At 57.0% G+C, this 15,970-nt stretch carries 15 protein-coding genes; 14 read left to right on the top strand and 1 reads right to left on the bottom strand.

Going from position 1 to position 15,970, the window contains the following annotated elements; translation table 11 throughout:
• Window position 1 precedes the first annotated feature (1 nt).
• From fdxH to ghrB, 14 genes are all read left to right on the top strand, one after another.
• A complete protein-coding gene (gene fdxH / locus LJN55_RS00140) occupies window positions 2-883 on the top strand; it encodes a formate dehydrogenase subunit beta (RefSeq protein WP_227535417.1) in 882 nt (293 codons plus the stop codon).
• Entirely contained in the window at window positions 880-1,530 is a 651-nt protein-coding gene (fdoI, locus tag LJN55_RS00135) for a formate dehydrogenase cytochrome b556 subunit (protein ID WP_159338265.1), read from the top strand. The genes fdxH and fdoI overlap by 4 nt, the downstream gene beginning before the upstream one ends.
• Window positions 1,530-2,456, top strand: a complete 927-nt coding sequence (fdhE, locus tag LJN55_RS00130; RefSeq protein WP_227535416.1) for a formate dehydrogenase accessory protein FdhE — start codon at window positions 1,530-1,532, stop codon at window positions 2,454-2,456. The genes fdoI and fdhE overlap by 1 nt, the downstream gene beginning before the upstream one ends.
• A gap of 3 nt (window positions 2,457-2,459) precedes the next feature.
• The gene (locus tag LJN55_RS00125) at window positions 2,460-3,071 is read left to right on the top strand and encodes a glutathione S-transferase (protein ID WP_133844765.1); all 612 of its coding nucleotides are present in this window, start codon (window positions 2,460-2,462) and stop codon (window positions 3,069-3,071) included.
• On the top strand, window positions 3,068-4,459 hold the full coding sequence (selA, locus tag LJN55_RS00120) for an L-seryl-tRNA(Sec) selenium transferase (protein ID WP_227536432.1): 1,392 nt from the start codon (window positions 3,068-3,070) through the stop codon (window positions 4,457-4,459). Before LJN55_RS00125 ends, selA begins: the two co-directional genes overlap by 4 nt.
• Entirely contained in the window at window positions 4,456-6,294 is a 1,839-nt protein-coding gene (gene selB, locus LJN55_RS00115; protein ID WP_227535415.1) for a selenocysteine-specific translation elongation factor, read from the top strand. Before selA ends, selB begins: the two co-directional genes overlap by 4 nt.
• 36 nt (window positions 6,295-6,330) lie before the next feature.
• Window positions 6,331-6,894 (top strand): DNA-3-methyladenine glycosylase I, encoded by a 564-nt coding sequence (locus LJN55_RS00110; protein WP_133844769.1) that lies wholly within the window; start codon window positions 6,331-6,333, stop codon window positions 6,892-6,894.
• Window positions 6,895-7,008: 114 nt separating this feature from the next.
• Entirely contained in the window at window positions 7,009-7,671 is a 663-nt protein-coding gene (locus tag LJN55_RS00105) for an OmpA family lipoprotein (RefSeq protein WP_133844771.1), read from the top strand.
• Between the two features lie 132 nt (window positions 7,672-7,803).
• Window positions 7,804-8,790 carry a LacI family DNA-binding transcriptional regulator gene (locus tag LJN55_RS00100; RefSeq protein ID WP_227535414.1) on the top strand — a complete coding sequence of 329 codons (987 nt, stop codon included), beginning with the start codon at window positions 7,804-7,806 and terminating at the stop codon, window positions 8,788-8,790.
• Between the two features lie 59 nt (window positions 8,791-8,849).
• Window positions 8,850-9,878: a LacI family DNA-binding transcriptional regulator gene (locus LJN55_RS00095; protein WP_159338269.1), complete on the top strand. Its 1,029-nt coding sequence runs from the start codon at window positions 8,850-8,852 to the stop codon at window positions 9,876-9,878.
• 223 nt (window positions 9,879-10,101) lie between these two features.
• A complete protein-coding gene (locus LJN55_RS00090; RefSeq protein ID WP_227535413.1) occupies window positions 10,102-10,851 on the top strand; it encodes a sugar phosphate isomerase/epimerase family protein in 750 nt (249 codons plus the stop codon).
• A gap of 3 nt (window positions 10,852-10,854) precedes the next feature.
• Window positions 10,855-11,814, top strand: coding sequence for a sugar kinase (locus tag LJN55_RS00085; protein WP_227535412.1), 960 nt, complete (start codon window positions 10,855-10,857; stop codon window positions 11,812-11,814).
• 69 nt (window positions 11,815-11,883) lie between these two features.
• Window positions 11,884-13,167, top strand: coding sequence for an MFS transporter (locus tag LJN55_RS00080; RefSeq protein ID WP_133844781.1), 1,284 nt, complete (start codon window positions 11,884-11,886; stop codon window positions 13,165-13,167).
• 30 nt (window positions 13,168-13,197) lie between these two features.
• Window positions 13,198-14,163: a glyoxylate/hydroxypyruvate reductase GhrB gene (gene ghrB, locus LJN55_RS00075; RefSeq protein WP_133844783.1), complete on the top strand. Its 966-nt coding sequence runs from the start codon at window positions 13,198-13,200 to the stop codon at window positions 14,161-14,163.
• Window positions 14,164-14,456: 293 nt separating this feature from the next.
• Here ghrB and LJN55_RS00070 read toward each other — a convergent pair whose 3' ends face one another.
• Window positions 14,457-15,665, bottom strand: coding sequence for an aldose 1-epimerase family protein (locus LJN55_RS00070; RefSeq protein ID WP_133844785.1), 1,209 nt, complete (start codon window positions 15,663-15,665; stop codon window positions 14,457-14,459).
• Window positions 15,666-15,970: the final 305 nt, after the last annotated feature.

The following is a 15,970-nucleotide window of genomic DNA, read 5'->3' as shown; positions in this document are numbered from 1 at the left end:
GATGGCTTATCAATCACAGGATATCATTCGCCGTTCGGCAACGAACGACCTGACGCCTCCCCCGCAGGCGCGTGACCACCAGCAGGAGGTGGCCAAGCTGATTGACGTCACCACCTGCATTGGCTGCAAAGCCTGCCAGGTGGCCTGTTCCGAATGGAACGACCTGCGCGATGGGGTCGGCAGTAACGTCGGGGTGTATGACAACCCCGCCGATCTGAGCGCCCAATCCTGGACGGTGATGCGTTTTTCCGAAGTGGAGGAGAACGGTCGGCTGGAGTGGCTGATCCGTAAAGATGGATGCATGCACTGCGCGGACCCGGGCTGCCTGAAAGCCTGTCCGTCGGAAGGGGCAATCATTCAGTACGCTAACGGCATCGTCGACTTCCAGTCTGAGCAGTGCATCGGTTGCGGTTACTGCATTGCTGGCTGCCCGTTCAACGTGCCGCGCATCAACCCGCAGGATAATCGGGCGTATAAATGTACGCTGTGCGTCGACCGGGTCAACGTGGGCCAGGAACCGGCCTGCGTGAAAACCTGTCCCACTGGCGCCATTCACTTCGGCAGTAAAGAGGCGATGAAAACACTGGCGGCAGAACGCGTTAGCGAACTTAACACACGCGGTTTTGCCAACGCCGGTCTGTACGATCCGGCGGGCGTCGGCGGCACCCATGTGATGTATGTGCTGCATCATGCGGATCGGCCCACGCTCTATCACGGGTTACCGCAGGCTCCGGCTATCAGCCCGGCGGTCACCTTCTGGAAAGGCGTGTGGAAACCGCTGGCCGCACTGGGCTTTGCCGCCACGTTTGCGGCAGCCGTGTTTCACTATGTCGGGGTGGGACCAAACCGGGCCGAAGAAGAGGATGAGGAGGAAAATCCATGAAACCACGTCAGCGTATTCAGCGCTACAGCGCACCAGAACGGCTTAATCACTGGTTGATGGCATTCTGTTTTCTTCTCGCGGCAGTGAGCGGGTTGGGTTTTTTCTTTCCCTCCTTTAACTGGCTGATGAACATCTTCGGCACGCCGCAACTGGCGCGCATCCTGCATCCCTTTGTGGGCACCGTGATGTTTATCACCTTCCTGCGGATGTTTTTCCGTTACTGGCGGCACAACCTGTTCGACAGGCAGGACATGATTTGGATGAAAAACATCCATAAAATTGTGCAAAACAAGGAAGTGGGTGATACCGGGCGCTATAATTTCGGACAGAAGTGCGTATTCTGGGCTGCTATCGTCAGCTTAATACTGCTGCTTGCCAGCGGCATTGTTATCTGGCGGCCTTACTTTGCCCCTGCTTTCAGTATTCCGCTGATCCGTGCCGCACTGGTGGTGCATTCTGTTGCGGCGGTGGTGCTGATTGCGGTGATTATGGTGCATGTCTATGCCGCCCTGTGGGTAAAAGGCACGATAACCGCGATGGTCGAAGGCTGGGTCACCACCCGCTGGGCCAAAAAACACCACCCGCGCTGGTATCGTAGCGAGCAAGAGCAGCAACACCGGCAAAAACAACAGGAAAAAGGCCCCTGATGACCATTCGCATTATCCCGCAGGACTCGCTGGAGAAAAGCGATCTGATGACGGCGGAGACCATTCCGCCGCTCCTTTTCCCCCGGCTAAAGCAACTCTACAGCCGCCGAGCTACGCGTTTGCGCCAGCTGGCGGAGAAAAATCCTCTAGGTGACTACCTGCGCTTTGCGGCGGTGATCGCCACCGCGCAGGAGATCGTCCTGTATGACCATCCGCTACAGATGGATCTACGAGGGTGCCTGGAAGAGAGCGCTCGTCTGGGCAAACCGCCGCTGGATATCAGCACCCTGCCGCGCGACGCGCACTGGCAACGGCTGTTGCATTCGTTGATCGCCGAGCTGAAGCCGGAGATGACCGGCCAGGCACTCTCCGTGCTGGAAAACCTGGAAAAAGCCTCCGTCTCCGAACTGGAAGCCATGGCCAGTGCGCTGTTCGCCAACGAGTTCGCCCAGGTCAGCAGCGATAAATCCCCGTTTATCTGGGCTGCGCTGTCATTGTACTGGGCACAGATGGCGGCACTGATCCCAGGAAAAGCACGGGCAGAAGCGGGTGAACAACGTCAGTTTTGCCCGGTCTGCGCCAGCGTGCCGGTTTCCAGCGTGATTCATATGGGCAGCCCCCAGGACGGCCTGCGTTACCTGCACTGCAATCTGTGTGAAAGCGAGTGGTATGTCATGCGCGCCAAATGCAGTAACTGCGAACAAACGGGCGATCTGCATTACTGGTCGCTGGACAGTGAAACGTCAGCGATTAAAGCCGAAAGCTGCGGCGACTGCGGCACCTACCTGAAGATGCTGTATCAGGATAAAGACCCGGCGGTTGAGCCGGTCGCAGACGATCTGGCGTCGCTGATCCTCGATGCACGTATGGAGCAGGAGGGCTTTGCCCGCAGCAGTCTGAACCCCTTTTTATTCCCTGGAGAGTAGGCTATGAAGCTGATCGGCAATTACACCAGTCCGTATGTGCGCAAAATCTCCGTGATGCTGCTGGAAAAGGGCATCACCTTTGAGTTCGTCAATGAGTCTCCGTGGCACGAAGGCAGCCATGTCAAAGACTATACTCCGCTGGGGAAAGTCCCGGCGCTGGTCAGTGATGATGATGACGTGTGGTACAACTCGTCGATTATCGCCGCTTACCTGGAACTGCTGCATCTCGACCCGGCCTTTTTGCCCGTCGATCCGCGCGCCCAGCTTGCGGTCCGCCAGCTGGAAGCGCTCGCCGATGGCGTCTGTGATGCCGCGCTGTTGATCGTGCGCGAACAGCAGAAAGATCCGGACCAGCAGTCCACCAGCGAAATGCTGCGCCAGCGCGATAAAATTCAGCGCGGGCTGGATGCGCTGGAAGCGGCCGCAGTGGAAGGTAAATGGCTGAACGGTTCACAGATCTCGCTGGCCGATATCGCTACCGCCTGTACGCTCGGTTACCTGAATTTCCGCCGCGTGGCACCGGGATGGAATGTGAACCGACCTTCGCTGGTCAAGCTTGCCACTACCCTGTTTCAGCGCGACAGCTTTGCCCGTACGGAGCCGCCAGCAACCTGAGCCTGCCGATGAAAATATTGTTCAGCCAGCTTCCCTCTATTGACAGCCTGTTACGTCAGGCTGAATTTCAGGTGCTCAGCGATCGCTGGGGACACCGCCAGCTGGTCACCCTGCTGCGTGAGTTACAGCAGCAGGCCCGCCAGCATATTCAGCAACACCAGCAGCTTCCTGACTGGTGCCACAACTGGGCACAACACGCCAGCCAGCGGCTGGAGCAAACAGGCAGCAGCGGGCTGAAATCGGTGCTGAATCTCAGCGGTACGCTGTTGCATACCAACCTCGGGCGAGCGTTGCTGGCCGAGCCGGCCGTTGACGCGGTGACCCGCGTAATGCGATCGGCGGTAACGCTGGAGTACGCGCTGGATGATGCCGGACGCGGCCACCGCGATCGCGCGCTGGCCGACCTGCTCTGCCAGCTAACAGGGGCAGAAGACGCCTGCATTGTGAATAACAATGCCGCAGCCGTACTGTTGATGCTGGCAGCCCTGGCACCGGGTCAGGACGTGGTGGTATCACGCGGTGAACTGGTCGAAATTGGCGGCGCGTTCCGCATTCCCGATGTGATGACTCAGGCAGGTTGCCGGCTGCGCGAAGTCGGCACCACCAACCGCACCCATCTGAAGGATTATCGCGAAGCGCTGAACAGCGATACCGCGCTGCTGATGAAGGTGCATACCAGCAACTATCAGGTGCAGGGCTTTACCAAAGCGGTCAGTGAGGCCGAACTGGTGGCGCTGGGCAACGAATACAATCTGCCGGTCATCAGCGATCTCGGCAGTGGTTCGCTGATTGACCTGACACAGTATGGGCTGCCGCCGGAACCGATGCCGCAGCAGATGATTGCCGCAGGCGTCAGTCTGATCAGTTTCTCCGGCGATAAGCTGCTCGGCGGCCCACAGGCAGGCATTATCATCGGCAAAAAAGCGCTGATTGCCCGTCTGCAACAGCACCCGCTGAAGCGCGCACTGCGGGTAGACAAAATGACCCTGGCAGCGCTGGAAGCCACATTACAGCTCTATCTGCACACGGAGAAACTGGCACAGCAGCTGCCAACGCTGCGGCTGCTGACCCGCACACAGTCCGAGATCGCCCATCAGGCGCAGCGGCTTTTACCTGTACTTCAGACCGCACTGACGGGGCTGTTCCTCGTAGAAATAGCTGACTGCCTGTCACAAATTGGCAGCGGTTCGCTGCCGGTTGAACGGCTGCCGTCCGTGGCGCTGACGCTCACTCCGACGAACGGCAGCGGCAGCACACTGCAGGCACTGGCAGACAGGCTCCGCACCGGTGACGTCCCCATCATCGGGCGTATTCACAGTGGTCGTCTGTGGTTCGATCTTCGAACACTGGAAGATGACGCGCTCTTTATCAGGATGATGACGTCATGATTATTGCCACGGCTGGCCATGTTGATCATGGAAAAACATCACTGCTTCAAGCCATTACAGGTGTGAATGCCGATCGCCTGCCGGAAGAAAAATCCCGCGGCATGAGCATCGATCTAGGCTACGCATACTGGCCTCAGCCCGACGGGCAGACAATCGGCTTTATTGACGTTCCCGGCCATGAAAAATTCCTCAGTAATATGTTGAGTGGTATCGGCGGTATCGATCACGCTCTGCTGGTCGTCGCCGCCGATGATGGCATCATGCCGCAAACCCGTGAACATCTGGCGATCCTGCAACTGAGTGGCCAGCCTGCGCTGACCGTCGCCGTGACCAAAAGCGACAGCGTGGAACCCGCACAGCGTAAGGCCGTCGATCAGCAGATCCGCCAGCTAACCCGGCAACTTGGCTGGGAAAGCGTCACCCTGTTTACCACCAGCACAGTCAACGGGGAGGGCATTGCTGAACTGAGCCACCATCTGCGCCAGCTGCCCGAGCGCCCTCTGTGGCAGGATCAGGCCTTCCGTCTGGCAATTGACCGGGTGTTTAACGTTAAAGGGGCAGGCGTGGTGGTAACGGGCACTGCGTTGTCCGGTGACGTGCGCATCGGTGATTCCCTGTGGCTGACCGGCATGAATAAACGGGTGCGGGTGCGCAATCTGCATGCCCAGAATCAACCCGTGGAACAGGCCCACGCAGGGCAACGCATCGCGCTGAATCTCAGCGGTGGGGTGGAAAAAGCGGAAGTCAGTCGCGGCGACTGGCTGCTGACCACCGCTCCCGAACGGCCCTGCGGGCGGGCGATCGTCAGCCTTCAATCCCATCAACCGCTGCATCAGGGTCAGTCACTGCATATTCATCATGCAGCCAGCCATACCACTGGCCGCATCTCGCTTCTGGACGATCGTTTTGCCGAGTTGCTGTTTGACAACCCGCTGTGGCTGGCCGGTGATGACCGGTTAATCCTGCGGGATATCAGTGCGCGCCAGACGCTGGCCGGGGCGAGAATCGTGCTGCTGGCCCCGCCGAAGCGAGGAAAACGCCAGCCCGCGTTCCTCGACTGGCTGCATCAGTTGGAAAAAGCCACCAGTCTTGAACAACGGCTGGAACGGCTGTTACAGCCCCATCCCTGGCGCATGGATGCACTCCACTGGTTTTTTCAGCGTAACGGAGAGGCCATCACTGCCTCACTCAATAGCGCGACGTTTATGCAGGCCGCCGATTATCTGCTGCTGAGGCAAACCCAGCGAGAGTGGCAGTCAGAGCTGCTCAGCACGCTGGAAAATTATCATCAGCAACACGGCGACCGTCCGGGTATTGGCCGCGATCGCCTGCGACGTCTGGCATTCCCTGGTCAACCCGCGGAGCTGGTGCTTGCACTGACGGACCAGTTGATCGCTGCGAAGCAGATGATTAACAATCGTGGCTGGCTGCACCTGCCCGATTTCCGTATCCGTTTTGATGACCGGGAGGCTGCGATCTGGCAACAGGCAGAACCCCTGTTCGGCAGCGAGGCATGGTGGGTGCGCGACCTGGCGGCGCAGCTGGGCTGCGATGAGGAGCTGATGCGCCAGACGCTGCGTAAAGCGGCGCAGAGCGGTGCCATTACCGCTATCGTTAACGATCGGTACTACAGTCATACGCAGCTGACCCGCTTTGCTGGTCTTATCTTTCAGCGTGCTGAAACAGGCCTGGGCACCCGCGCCGGAGACTTCCGCGATCAGCTGGGCACAGGCCGGAAACTGGCGGTGCAGATCCTCGAGTTTTTCGACCACTGTGGCTTCACTCAGCGCAAAGGCAATGAACATTTATTGCGCGACAGCCAGATGTTCCGCTAGAATGCTGGATAAATAACCAGTAAAGGGAAGAGTACAATGCAACGTTGTGGCTGGGTTTCTGCAGATCCGTTATATATCGCCTATCACGATACGGAATGGGGCGTGCCTCACACCGAAACGCAGGCGTTATTTGAAATGATCTGCCTGGAAGGTCAGGTGGCGGGATTATCCTGGCTGACCGTACTGAAAAAACGCGAAAACTATCGTCGCCTGTTTCATCATTTTGATGTCCGGAAGGTGGCGGCGATGAACGATGACGATATTGAGCGGCTCATGCAGGACAGTGGCATTATCCGCCACCGGGGGAAGATCACGGCGATAATGGCTAACGCACGTGCGCTGTTGGCAATGGAAGCCGCCGGAGAAGACTTTAAAACGTTTATCTGGAGTTTCGTTGATCATCAAACTCAGGTCAGCCGTTTTACTGACTATCGCTCTGCCCCCACCACCAGCGCCATCTCGGACGCTATGTCAAAAGCACTGAAAAAGCGTGGCTTCAAATTTGTCGGTTCCACCACCTGTTACTCCTTTATGCAGGCCTGCGGGCTGACCAGTGAACACACCACGACCTGCTTTTGCCATCCCGATAACAATAAGTAGCTTTCACTTACAAATTTGGGAATAAGCCTACGTATTTCCCTCTCATTTCATCGGCATAATGATCGCGTTTACGGGCAATTTTGTCCACTTGCTGCGAATGAGAGGGATCCCCTGATGAAGAAGAAAAGCGTCATTACACTTGCCCTGGTGCTGTGCGGCACCCTGAGCGTGGCGGGCTGTACTACCAACCCTTACACTGGCGAACGTGAAGCGGGTAAATCCGGTATTGGCGCGGGCATCGGTGCCGCGTTGGGTGCAGGCGTTGGCATGCTCTCCTCGTCGAAGAAAGACCGGGGTAAAGGCGCCTTGATCGGTGCTGCTGCCGGAGCGGCTCTGGGCGGTGGTGCAGGTTATTACATGGATGTTCAGGAAGCCAAACTGCGCGATAAAATGAAAGGCACCGGCGTGAGTGTGACGCGTAATGGCGACAATATCGTGCTGAACATGCCAAACAACGTCACCTTTGACAGCAGCAGCAGCACGCTGAAACCCGCGGGTGCCAATACGCTGACCGGCGTAGCGATGGTGCTAAAAGAGTATCCAAAAACCGCAGTTAACGTCATCGGCTACACCGACAGCAGCGGCAGCCGTCAGCTGAACATGACGCTCTCCCAGCAGCGTGCTGATGGCGTAGGAAGTGCACTGATCACTCAGGGCGTTGCGGGCAACCGCGTGCGCACTCAGGGAATGGGGCCTGATAACCCTATCGCCTCGAACAGCACCGCAGAAGGCAAAGCGCAAAACCGTCGCGTTGAGATTACCCTCAGCCCGCTGTAAGCATCTCACTACCCGGCACGCCCTGCCGGGTAGTTATTCCTGTTTTTGAGAATAATTGCGCTATATCGTAGTGAGCTTTACCAATGTGTGCTACCCTGCGCAGAAATTGATCACCCACACGCCGCCGCACACATGTCACTCAAAGCCATCGCCAGCGCACTCGGCCTCTCCGTTACCACCGTCAGTCGGGCTCTTAATGGCTATGACGACGTGGCAGAAGAGACGCGTCAGCGAATTCAACAAGAAGCCAGACGGCGCGGATATCGCCCGAATGCTGTCGCACGCCGCCTGAAAACCGGACGCACCAATGCCGTAGGTCTGCTTTTTCCCGTCACTCCCCTGCCGTTTAACGATATTAGCTTCGTCGAAATGATGGGCGCCATCGCGCAATCGCTTGCGCAGTCCGATGTTGATCTGCTGATCATTGCCGACGACACCCATGACGACCATCGCGGTATGCAACGAATGCTGCGCACACACTGCGTGGATGCGCTGATTGTTGCACACACTGCGCGACACGACAGTCGCCTGATTAAACTGCAACAGCTGGGCTTCCCGTTCCTGGCGCTGGGCCGCAGCGAGCTGGCCTCCCCTTATGCCTGGTTTGATTTCGATAACTACGCTGGGCCAGCCCTGGCCGTTGCGCATTATGCCGATGTCGGACTGCAACGCTTCGCTTTGCTGGGCAGTCATCACGATCAAACCTTTGTTGACCAGCGCCGCCAGGGATTTCTTGATGCGCTGGCGCTACGCGGCCTGGCTCAGGATGCATGCTGGCGGATCGAGCCGACCCGCCGGGAAGGCTATCGCCTGACCCGTCAGTTGCTGGCACAGCCGCAGCGCCCTCAGGTGATCATCACCGACTGCAATATGCTGGGTGACGGCGCAGCCATTGCCCTGCGGGAAGCAGGTTTCCTCACGGGCCCGCAGCGCGTTGAGCTGGTGGTCTACGATGGTCTGCCCGTGGATTCAGTGATCGCCGATCCGGTCACCAGTATTGTTCAGGCCACGCGCCCCGATGTCGGTCAACAGGTGGCAGAGATGGTACTGAAGCTGATTGAGGGAGAAGACGTCAACACGTTACAAGTGTTGTGGCAACCGGCGCTGAAACTGCCCTGATGCTGCCGTCGGGCGGCAGTTGTGGTAGGCTCGCGCAATCATCACCATCAGGGAACATCATGAATCGTAAGGCCGCGAAAGCCACCATCAGCGATGTCGCTAAAGCCGCGAACACCGGGAAAACCAGCGTTTCGCGCTATCTTAACGGTGAACTCAGCGCACTCTCCATCGACCTCAAAACACGTATTGAACAGGCCATCGCCACGCTCAATTATCGCCCCAGCCAGATGGCTCGTGGCCTTAAACGCGGACGGACCCGGCTTATTGGCCTGATTATCGCGGATATTACCAATCCCTATTCGGTGAATGTGTTGAGCGGCATTGAAGCAGCATGCCGCGCCAACGGCTTTACCCTGCTGATGTGTAACACCAATAACGAAGTGGATCTCGAAAGACACTACCTCAACCTGCTTAACAGCTATCAGGTGGAAGGGATTGTGGTGAATGCGGTCGGCATGCACGAAGAGGCGCTAAATCAGCTCCAGCAATCGCTGCTGCCGATGGTGTTGATCGATCGTAAAATCCCGGATTTTGACTGCGATGTCGTCGGCCTGGATAACCGCACGGCGGCCCTGATGGCCACGGAACATCTGCTGGATAAGGGATACCAGGCCGTGCTGTTTATCAGCGAACCACTGGGCCTGGTGAACACCCGACTGGAGCGTGTGCACAGCTTCCGCGAGCGTATGGCACAGCATCCTGATCTCGTGGCTGAACAGGCTGAAGTTGCCCTCGGCGACGGTGAGCGTCTGGAAACGGTACTCCATGCGTTTTATCAGCGCCATCATGCGGCCCCCTGTGCGGTTATGGTCGTCAATGGGGCGCTGACACTTCAGGTTGCCCGCGCACTGCGCCATCTGGAGCTCAACTGGGGCGAGCAGATCGGCCTGCTGGGCTTTGACGAACTGGAGTGGGCCGAACTGGCCGGTGTCGGCATCACGACCCTGAAACAGCCCACCTGGCAGATAGGGTATGCAGCCCTGGAACAGGTGCTGAAACGCGTTGGCGGTGACGATGCTCCCCGCCATGAACAGGTGTTCAGCGGCGAACTGATTGTACGTGGATCAACGCAAAGGCTGACGCGCTAAAACAACGATGATCCTGCCGCCTTGGCCACCCGGCAGGATCCCTCATCGACCCCACCTCGCCCTTTGTCTGCGCCCCCTCTGACGCCCTTTTTTAAGATTTTTCCCTACTCTCAAACGCTCACATCGTGAGCGCGATCATAAATTACTGCACTGATCCTTTCTTTTGGAACCGGTTCCATCTAACGTTTTTAGCAGAACAGGTGGATATTTCCCGGAGAACCCCATGAAAAGAGAAGTCATCGTTGTCACCGCCGCCTATGGACAAAAGCAGGTTACCGCGCTGGGTGGCCAGCAGGCGCTGCTGCCGATTATTGCCGCCGCAGGCGCCGACGGCGTAGAGATCCGCCGCGAACTGTTGACGACGCAGGAGCTGACGGTGCTGCCCGCACTGGCAGAGGCCATCCGCGCCGCCAGGCTGGTCACGTTCTATTCCGTGCCGGAAGCATTGTTTATGGCCGATGGTTCACTGAATCCACGGCTCGACCAGCACTTTTCTGAAGCAGAGCAGCTTAATGCCCAGCTACTAAAATATGCGCTGGGCAACTATCAGCCCGATTTCGAATGTCATGAGCTGCGCAGCAAACTCGCCGGAAAAAAAGTGCATCTGGTGGTGGAAAACGATCAGACCGACTGCGGAAAACTGGCCGCCCTTGACCGCTTCTTCCACGCCTGCGGCGAAAGCCGTACCTGTAACGGCATGACCTTTGATATGGGCAACTGGCTGTGGGTGGGTGATAAGCCCCTGGAGGCCGCCAATCGCTTAAACCGCTACGTCAGCTACATTCATGTCAAAGCCGCTGTGCCTGAGGGCGAAAGCTGGCGCGCCGTTGCACTGGATGACGCTGATGATCTGTGGCGCAAAACGCTGGCACTGTTGCCATCAGACGTGCCGCGCGCCATTGAGTTTCCGCTGGAAGGGCAGGACCTGGTGGCGGTCACCCGCCACTATGTTGACCTGCTGCGTGAGGAATAAATCATGAGTATTGATGCGAACCATCCGCTGGATGTGGTCACCCTTGGCGAAGCCATGGCGATGTTTGTGGCCGATGAGTGCGGCGATCTCGCCAGCGCCAGCCATTTCAGCAAACGTATTGCCGGGGCGGAACTCAATGTCGCGATCGGCCTCGCCCGTCTTGGCCTGAACGTGGGCTGGGTCAGCCGCATCGGCGACGATGCCTTTGGCCGCTTTACCTGCCAGCAGCTGGACCACGAAGGTGTCGATCGCCGTCTGGTGACCACCGATGCGCGTTATCCCACTGGTTTTCAGTTGAAATCGAAAGTCGACGACGGTTCAGACCCCCTGGTGGAGTACTTCCGCAAAGGCTCTGCCGCCAGCCACCTCTCCGTGGCTGACTTTACCCTCAACCCTGGCTACTTCACCTCTGCCCGTCATCTACATCTCAGCGGCGTAGCAGCAGCCCTCTCTGACAGCTCGCTGGCGCTGTTACAGCAGGTGGCCCGTGAGATGAAAGCATCCGATAAAACAATTTCTTTCGACCCCAACCTGCGTCCGGTGCTGTGGTCCAGTGAACAGGAGATGGTGAAACAGCTCAATGGTCTGGCGCAGTTTGCCGACTGGGTGCTGCCGGGTATTAAAGAGGGCCAGATCCTGACCGGCTACACGCAGCCGGAAGCCATTGCCGACTTCTACCTGGCGATGGGCGTGAAAGCGGTCGTGATTAAAACCGGCAGCGACGGGGCCTGGTACAAAACCGCCGATGGCGAGAGCGGCCAGATAGCGGCGATCAGAACGGATAACGTTGTCGATACCGTCGGTGCCGGCGATGGGTTCGCCGTTGGCGTGATCAGCGCCTTACTGGAAGGAAAATCGTTACCCGCAGCGATACGGCGCGGTAACAAAATTGGTTCGCTGGCCATTCAGGCCATCGGTGACAGTGAAGGATTACCGACGCGCGCCGCGCTGGGTGATTTCTAACACCGTCACAACCCGGAAAAACAAACCGCATCGTCCCCTACAACAGAATGCGGCCACCGAGGAAGACTTATGAAAAATCAGACAATCGCGCCGAAACGCTGGTGGTACATCATGCCCATCGTGTTTATCACCTACAGCCTGGCGTACCTGGATCGTGCAAACTTTAGCTTTGCCTCCGCCGCAGGAATTAATGAAGACCTCGGCATCACCAAAGGCGTCTCCTCGCTGCTGGGCGCGCTGTTCTTTCTGGGCTATTTCTTCTTCCAGATCCCCGGGGCGATCTATGCCGAACGACGCAGCGTAAAAAAACTGGTGTTCTGGTGCCTGATTTTATGGGGCATCTGCGCCACGCTGACCGGGATGGTCAGCAACATTCCGATGCTGGCCGCGATCCGCTTTACGCTGGGCGTGGTGGAAGCGGCGGTGATGCCTGCGATGCTGATCTACATCAGCAACTGGTTTACCAAATCAGAGCGTTCACGCGCGAATACCTTCCTGATCCTCGGTAATCCGGTCACGGTGCTGTGGATGTCCGTGGTTTCGGGTTATCTGATTAACGCCTTCGGCTGGCGTGAGATGTTTATTATCGAAGGCTTCCCGGCGGTAATCTGGGCGGTGGCATGGTGGTTCCTGGTGCAGGATAAACCAGCACAGGCCAAATGGCTGAGTGATGCAGAGAAAGCCGCACTACAGGCGCAGTTGCAGAAAGAACAGGAGGGCCTGAAAGCGGTTCGTAACTACGCTGAAGCCTTTAAGTCACGAAACGTCATTATCCTGTGCGCACAGTATTTTTGCTGGAGTATTGGCGTTTATGGTTTTGTCCTGTGGCTGCCTTCCATTCTGCGTAACGGCACGCAGATGGGCATGGTGGAAGCCGGCTGGTTGTCCTCAGTGCCTTACCTGGCCGCGACCATCGCCATGATTGTCGTCTCCTGGGCTTCGGATAAGTTACAAAACCGCAAATTGTTTGTCTGGCCGTTACTGCTGATTGGTGCAATGGCCTTTTTAGGCTCATATTTGGTGGGGCCAGGTCATTTCTGGTTATCCTATGCTCTGCTGGTGATCGCCGGGGCCGCGATGTATGCCCCTTACGGGCCGTTCTTTGCCATTATTCCTGAAATGCTGCCGCGCAACGTGTCCGGCGGGGCAATGGCGTTGATCAATGCGATGGGTGCCCTGGGCTCCTTCCTCGGTTCCTGGGTGGTGGGCTACCTCAATGGCGCCACCGGCAGTCCGTCGGCCTCGTATATTTTTATGGGCAGCGCCTTACTGGTTTCCGTCTGGCTGACGTTGATCGTGAAACCCGCACAGAATAAACAGATGCCGCTGCCTCATGGTGCAAAACAGGCTTAATCTATCGACTACCTGAACAGAGAGAATCGAATGAAACCGAATGTAGTGCTTTATAAGTCGTTACCGGACGATCTGCGCGCACGGCTGGATGAACATTGCCGTGTGACTGAAGTGAACGACTTAAGCCCGGAAACCCTCGCCGCTCATGCCTCCGCGTTCAGTGAAGCAGAAGGTATTCTGGGATCGGGCGGTAAAGTGGATGCCGATTTTTTACAGCACATGCCAAAGCTGCGTGTGGCCTCAACGGTGTCCGTGGGTTATGACAACTTTGACGTGGCGGCGCTGAATGATAACGGCGTCCTGCTGATGCATACGCCAACCGTGCTCACCGAAACCGTTGCCGATACCATGATGGCGCTGGTCCTCAGTTCAGCACGTCGCGTGGTGGAAATGGCTGAGCGCGTCAAAGCGGGTGAATGGCAAAAAAGCATCGCCCCTGACTGGTACGGTGTAGATGTGCATCATAAGAAGCTGGGCATCCTCGGCATGGGCCGCATCGGCCTGGCGCTGGCGCAACGTGCACATCTTGGCTTCGGTATGCCCATCCTCTATAACGCACGTAAACAGCATCCTGAAGCTGAACAGCGTTTTGATGCGCACTATTGTGACCTCGATACGCTGCTGGCGGAGTCTGATTTCCTCTGCATCAGTCTGCCGCTAACAGCGCAGACCCACCATCTGATTGGCCGTGAGCAACTGGCGAAGATGAAGAAAAGTGCCGTGCTGATTAACGCCGGACGTGGCCCGGTGGTTGATGAGCAGGCGCTGATTGCGGCCCTGAAAGACGGGACGATTCATGGTGCAGGGCTGGATGTATTTGAGCAGGAACCGTTACCGGTTAGCTCTGAGCTGCTGCAACTGCGCAACGTGGTGGCGCTGCCGCACATTGGCTCTGCCACGCATGAAACGCGTTACGGTATGGCAAAAGACGCCGTGGATAATCTGATTGCCGCGTTAAGCGGTAAGGTCGAGAAGAACTGCGTGAACCCGCGTTAATCTCGGGTTGCGTAGGACCCGAGCATTTTTTTGATCGGCATGACAGCGGGCGGGGCATGCCCCGCCCCTACGGTTACCGTTCCCCTGCCCACATTTGTACGGGGCAGGCATGCCCGCTCCTGCGGTTACCGTTCCCCTGCCCACATTTGTACAGGGCAGGCATGCCCGCCCCTGCGGTTACCGTTCCCCTGCCCACATTTGTACAGGGCAGGCATGCCCGCCCCTGCGGTTACCGTTCCCCTGCCCACATTTGTAGGGGTCAGGCATGCCTGACCCTGCGTTTATCGTTGGAATTATTCTTTCGCGATAGGCGTTTCGCTGATGGCGACAGTTTCATCCCCCTGGATCTGCTTCACGCGCTGTTCCACCTTCTGCACTGCGCTGGCATCTTTCAGCAGCGTGTAGGTCAGGGTGAACGCGGTGCTCTGCCCCGGCTGTAGCTGTTTCACCCGTCCCTGCTCTTTCTCAATGGTGACCGGATAAGCATAGTTGGTGCCCGGCTCAATCCCGGTGACATAGCCCTGTTTCAGGGTGTCGGTATTCTTCCACATAGTCAGCAGCGGAAGCTGATGGGTATCAAACTCAATCGAGGCACCTTTATCGCCTTTACTGTTGATCACCGCCGCCACGGTTTTCCCGTTGCTGTCGGCTTTCGGCGTCAGGTTGAACACCATCTCATCAAAGTCTTTGGTCGGTGCACCGTAAACATTCCAGCCATCCAGCCCTTTTTTGGCGTAGTCATTAAACGGCGACACGGATTTCAGTGGCGCAATAAACCGCGCATCTTTTTCAAGGATCGGCGTGCCGAAGTTGCTGTGATAGATAATCTGGTAGTCGTGCGGATAATCGGCCTGATTGGTCAGCACATCATGCACGGTAAAGGCATCTGACCCCGGTACATAACGCAGCTCCGTCCAGGTTTCGAGATTCGCTTTTTTGAAGGTCGTCTCTTTCAGCAGACCACGAATGCGGATTTCATGCGGTGCTTTATCATCAACGATCACTTCAACCTTAGAGGCTGGTGTATTGCCTGCTTTACCGTGAAGGGTGTAGATCACGCCGTCTTTGGTCACCGGGTGGCCGGTCCACTCAAAGCCGCAGCGCACCATCATTTCGTTAAAGCCTTCAAGCCAGCCCAGCCCGTTTCGGCTTTCCAGATTGATGTTAGCCGGGTTAACCACTTCCTTCACCGGGGAATCCCAGCCCAGACGAACGCCGTGGCCCGTAACTTTTAACAGATCCATGCCGCGCGTCGGGCTGAGGCTGATGGTCAGGCCGTTTTTACTGGTGATAGTCAGCACTTTGGAGCCTTCCTGCTTGCCGCCATGCAGAACTTTTTGCTCAATGCTGAAGCTTTCACCCGCCAGCTTCAGCTGCTGACTATTAATCTGCCAGTTTCCCTTCTCCGTACTGCTTTCAGCATCTGTCAGCAACCAGCTTTGCGCTGCTGCCTGACCGCTGATCACCGCCATCACTACCCCTGCCAGAAGTGTTTTTTTCATGGTTCTTGTCCTTTAGCTGAATTGATTAAGCTTTATGGAACCACAGACTACAAATCAGCGTAGGATAAAAACGTGACAGGTATCACCGACTGATTTATTGGGTGTTTTAACTCGTCCAAACGTGCACCAGGTCACTAAAAAGTGCGCCAACTGATCGATATACATGAGTAACTGTGATGAACATCCTTCATGCGTACCAGGAAATTTAAACGATTCAGCTAAAACAGCCTCTGCCTGTCGCTCATCCCATTAAAGGCCTGCCCGCAGTGAACAAGTGCGATCGCCTGTCCCCGCAATATTGCATC

The sequence above is a fragment of the Erwinia rhapontici genome (assembly GCF_020683125.1).
In the GTDB taxonomy this organism is placed as follows: Bacteria; Pseudomonadota; Gammaproteobacteria; order Enterobacterales; family Enterobacteriaceae; genus Erwinia; species Erwinia rhapontici.
The sequence above is the reverse complement of the archived record's forward strand: the minus strand, read 5'-3'. Positions and strand labels throughout refer to the sequence as shown.

Bases quoted from the DNA above. Each gene is read 5' to 3' on its own strand.
- fdxH (WP_227535417.1), top strand. From the start codon at position 2: ATGGCTTATCAATCACAGGATATCATTCGCCGTTCGGCAACGAACGAC.
- fdoI (WP_159338265.1), top strand. From the start codon at position 880: ATGAAACCACGTCAGCGTATTCAGCGCTACAGCGCACCAGAACGGCTT.
- fdhE (WP_227535416.1), top strand. From the start codon at position 1,530: ATGACCATTCGCATTATCCCGCAGGACTCGCTGGAGAAAAGCGATCTG.
- LJN55_RS00125 (WP_133844765.1), top strand. From the start codon at position 2,460: ATGAAGCTGATCGGCAATTACACCAGTCCGTATGTGCGCAAAATCTCC.
- selB (WP_227535415.1), top strand. From the start codon at position 4,456: ATGATTATTGCCACGGCTGGCCATGTTGATCATGGAAAAACATCACTG.
- LJN55_RS00110 (WP_133844769.1), top strand. From the start codon at position 6,331: ATGCAACGTTGTGGCTGGGTTTCTGCAGATCCGTTATATATCGCCTAT.
- LJN55_RS00105 (WP_133844771.1), top strand. From the start codon at position 7,009: ATGAAGAAGAAAAGCGTCATTACACTTGCCCTGGTGCTGTGCGGCACC.
- LJN55_RS00100 (WP_227535414.1), top strand. From the start codon at position 7,804: ATGTCACTCAAAGCCATCGCCAGCGCACTCGGCCTCTCCGTTACCACC.
- LJN55_RS00095 (WP_159338269.1), top strand. From the start codon at position 8,850: ATGAATCGTAAGGCCGCGAAAGCCACCATCAGCGATGTCGCTAAAGCC.
- LJN55_RS00090 (WP_227535413.1), top strand. From the start codon at position 10,102: ATGAAAAGAGAAGTCATCGTTGTCACCGCCGCCTATGGACAAAAGCAG.
- LJN55_RS00085 (WP_227535412.1), top strand. From the start codon at position 10,855: ATGAGTATTGATGCGAACCATCCGCTGGATGTGGTCACCCTTGGCGAA.
- LJN55_RS00080 (WP_133844781.1), top strand. From the start codon at position 11,884: ATGAAAAATCAGACAATCGCGCCGAAACGCTGGTGGTACATCATGCCC.
- ghrB (WP_133844783.1), top strand. From the start codon at position 13,198: ATGAAACCGAATGTAGTGCTTTATAAGTCGTTACCGGACGATCTGCGC.
- LJN55_RS00070 (WP_133844785.1), bottom strand. From the start codon at position 15,665: ATGAAAAAAACACTTCTGGCAGGGGTAGTGATGGCGGTGATCAGCGGT.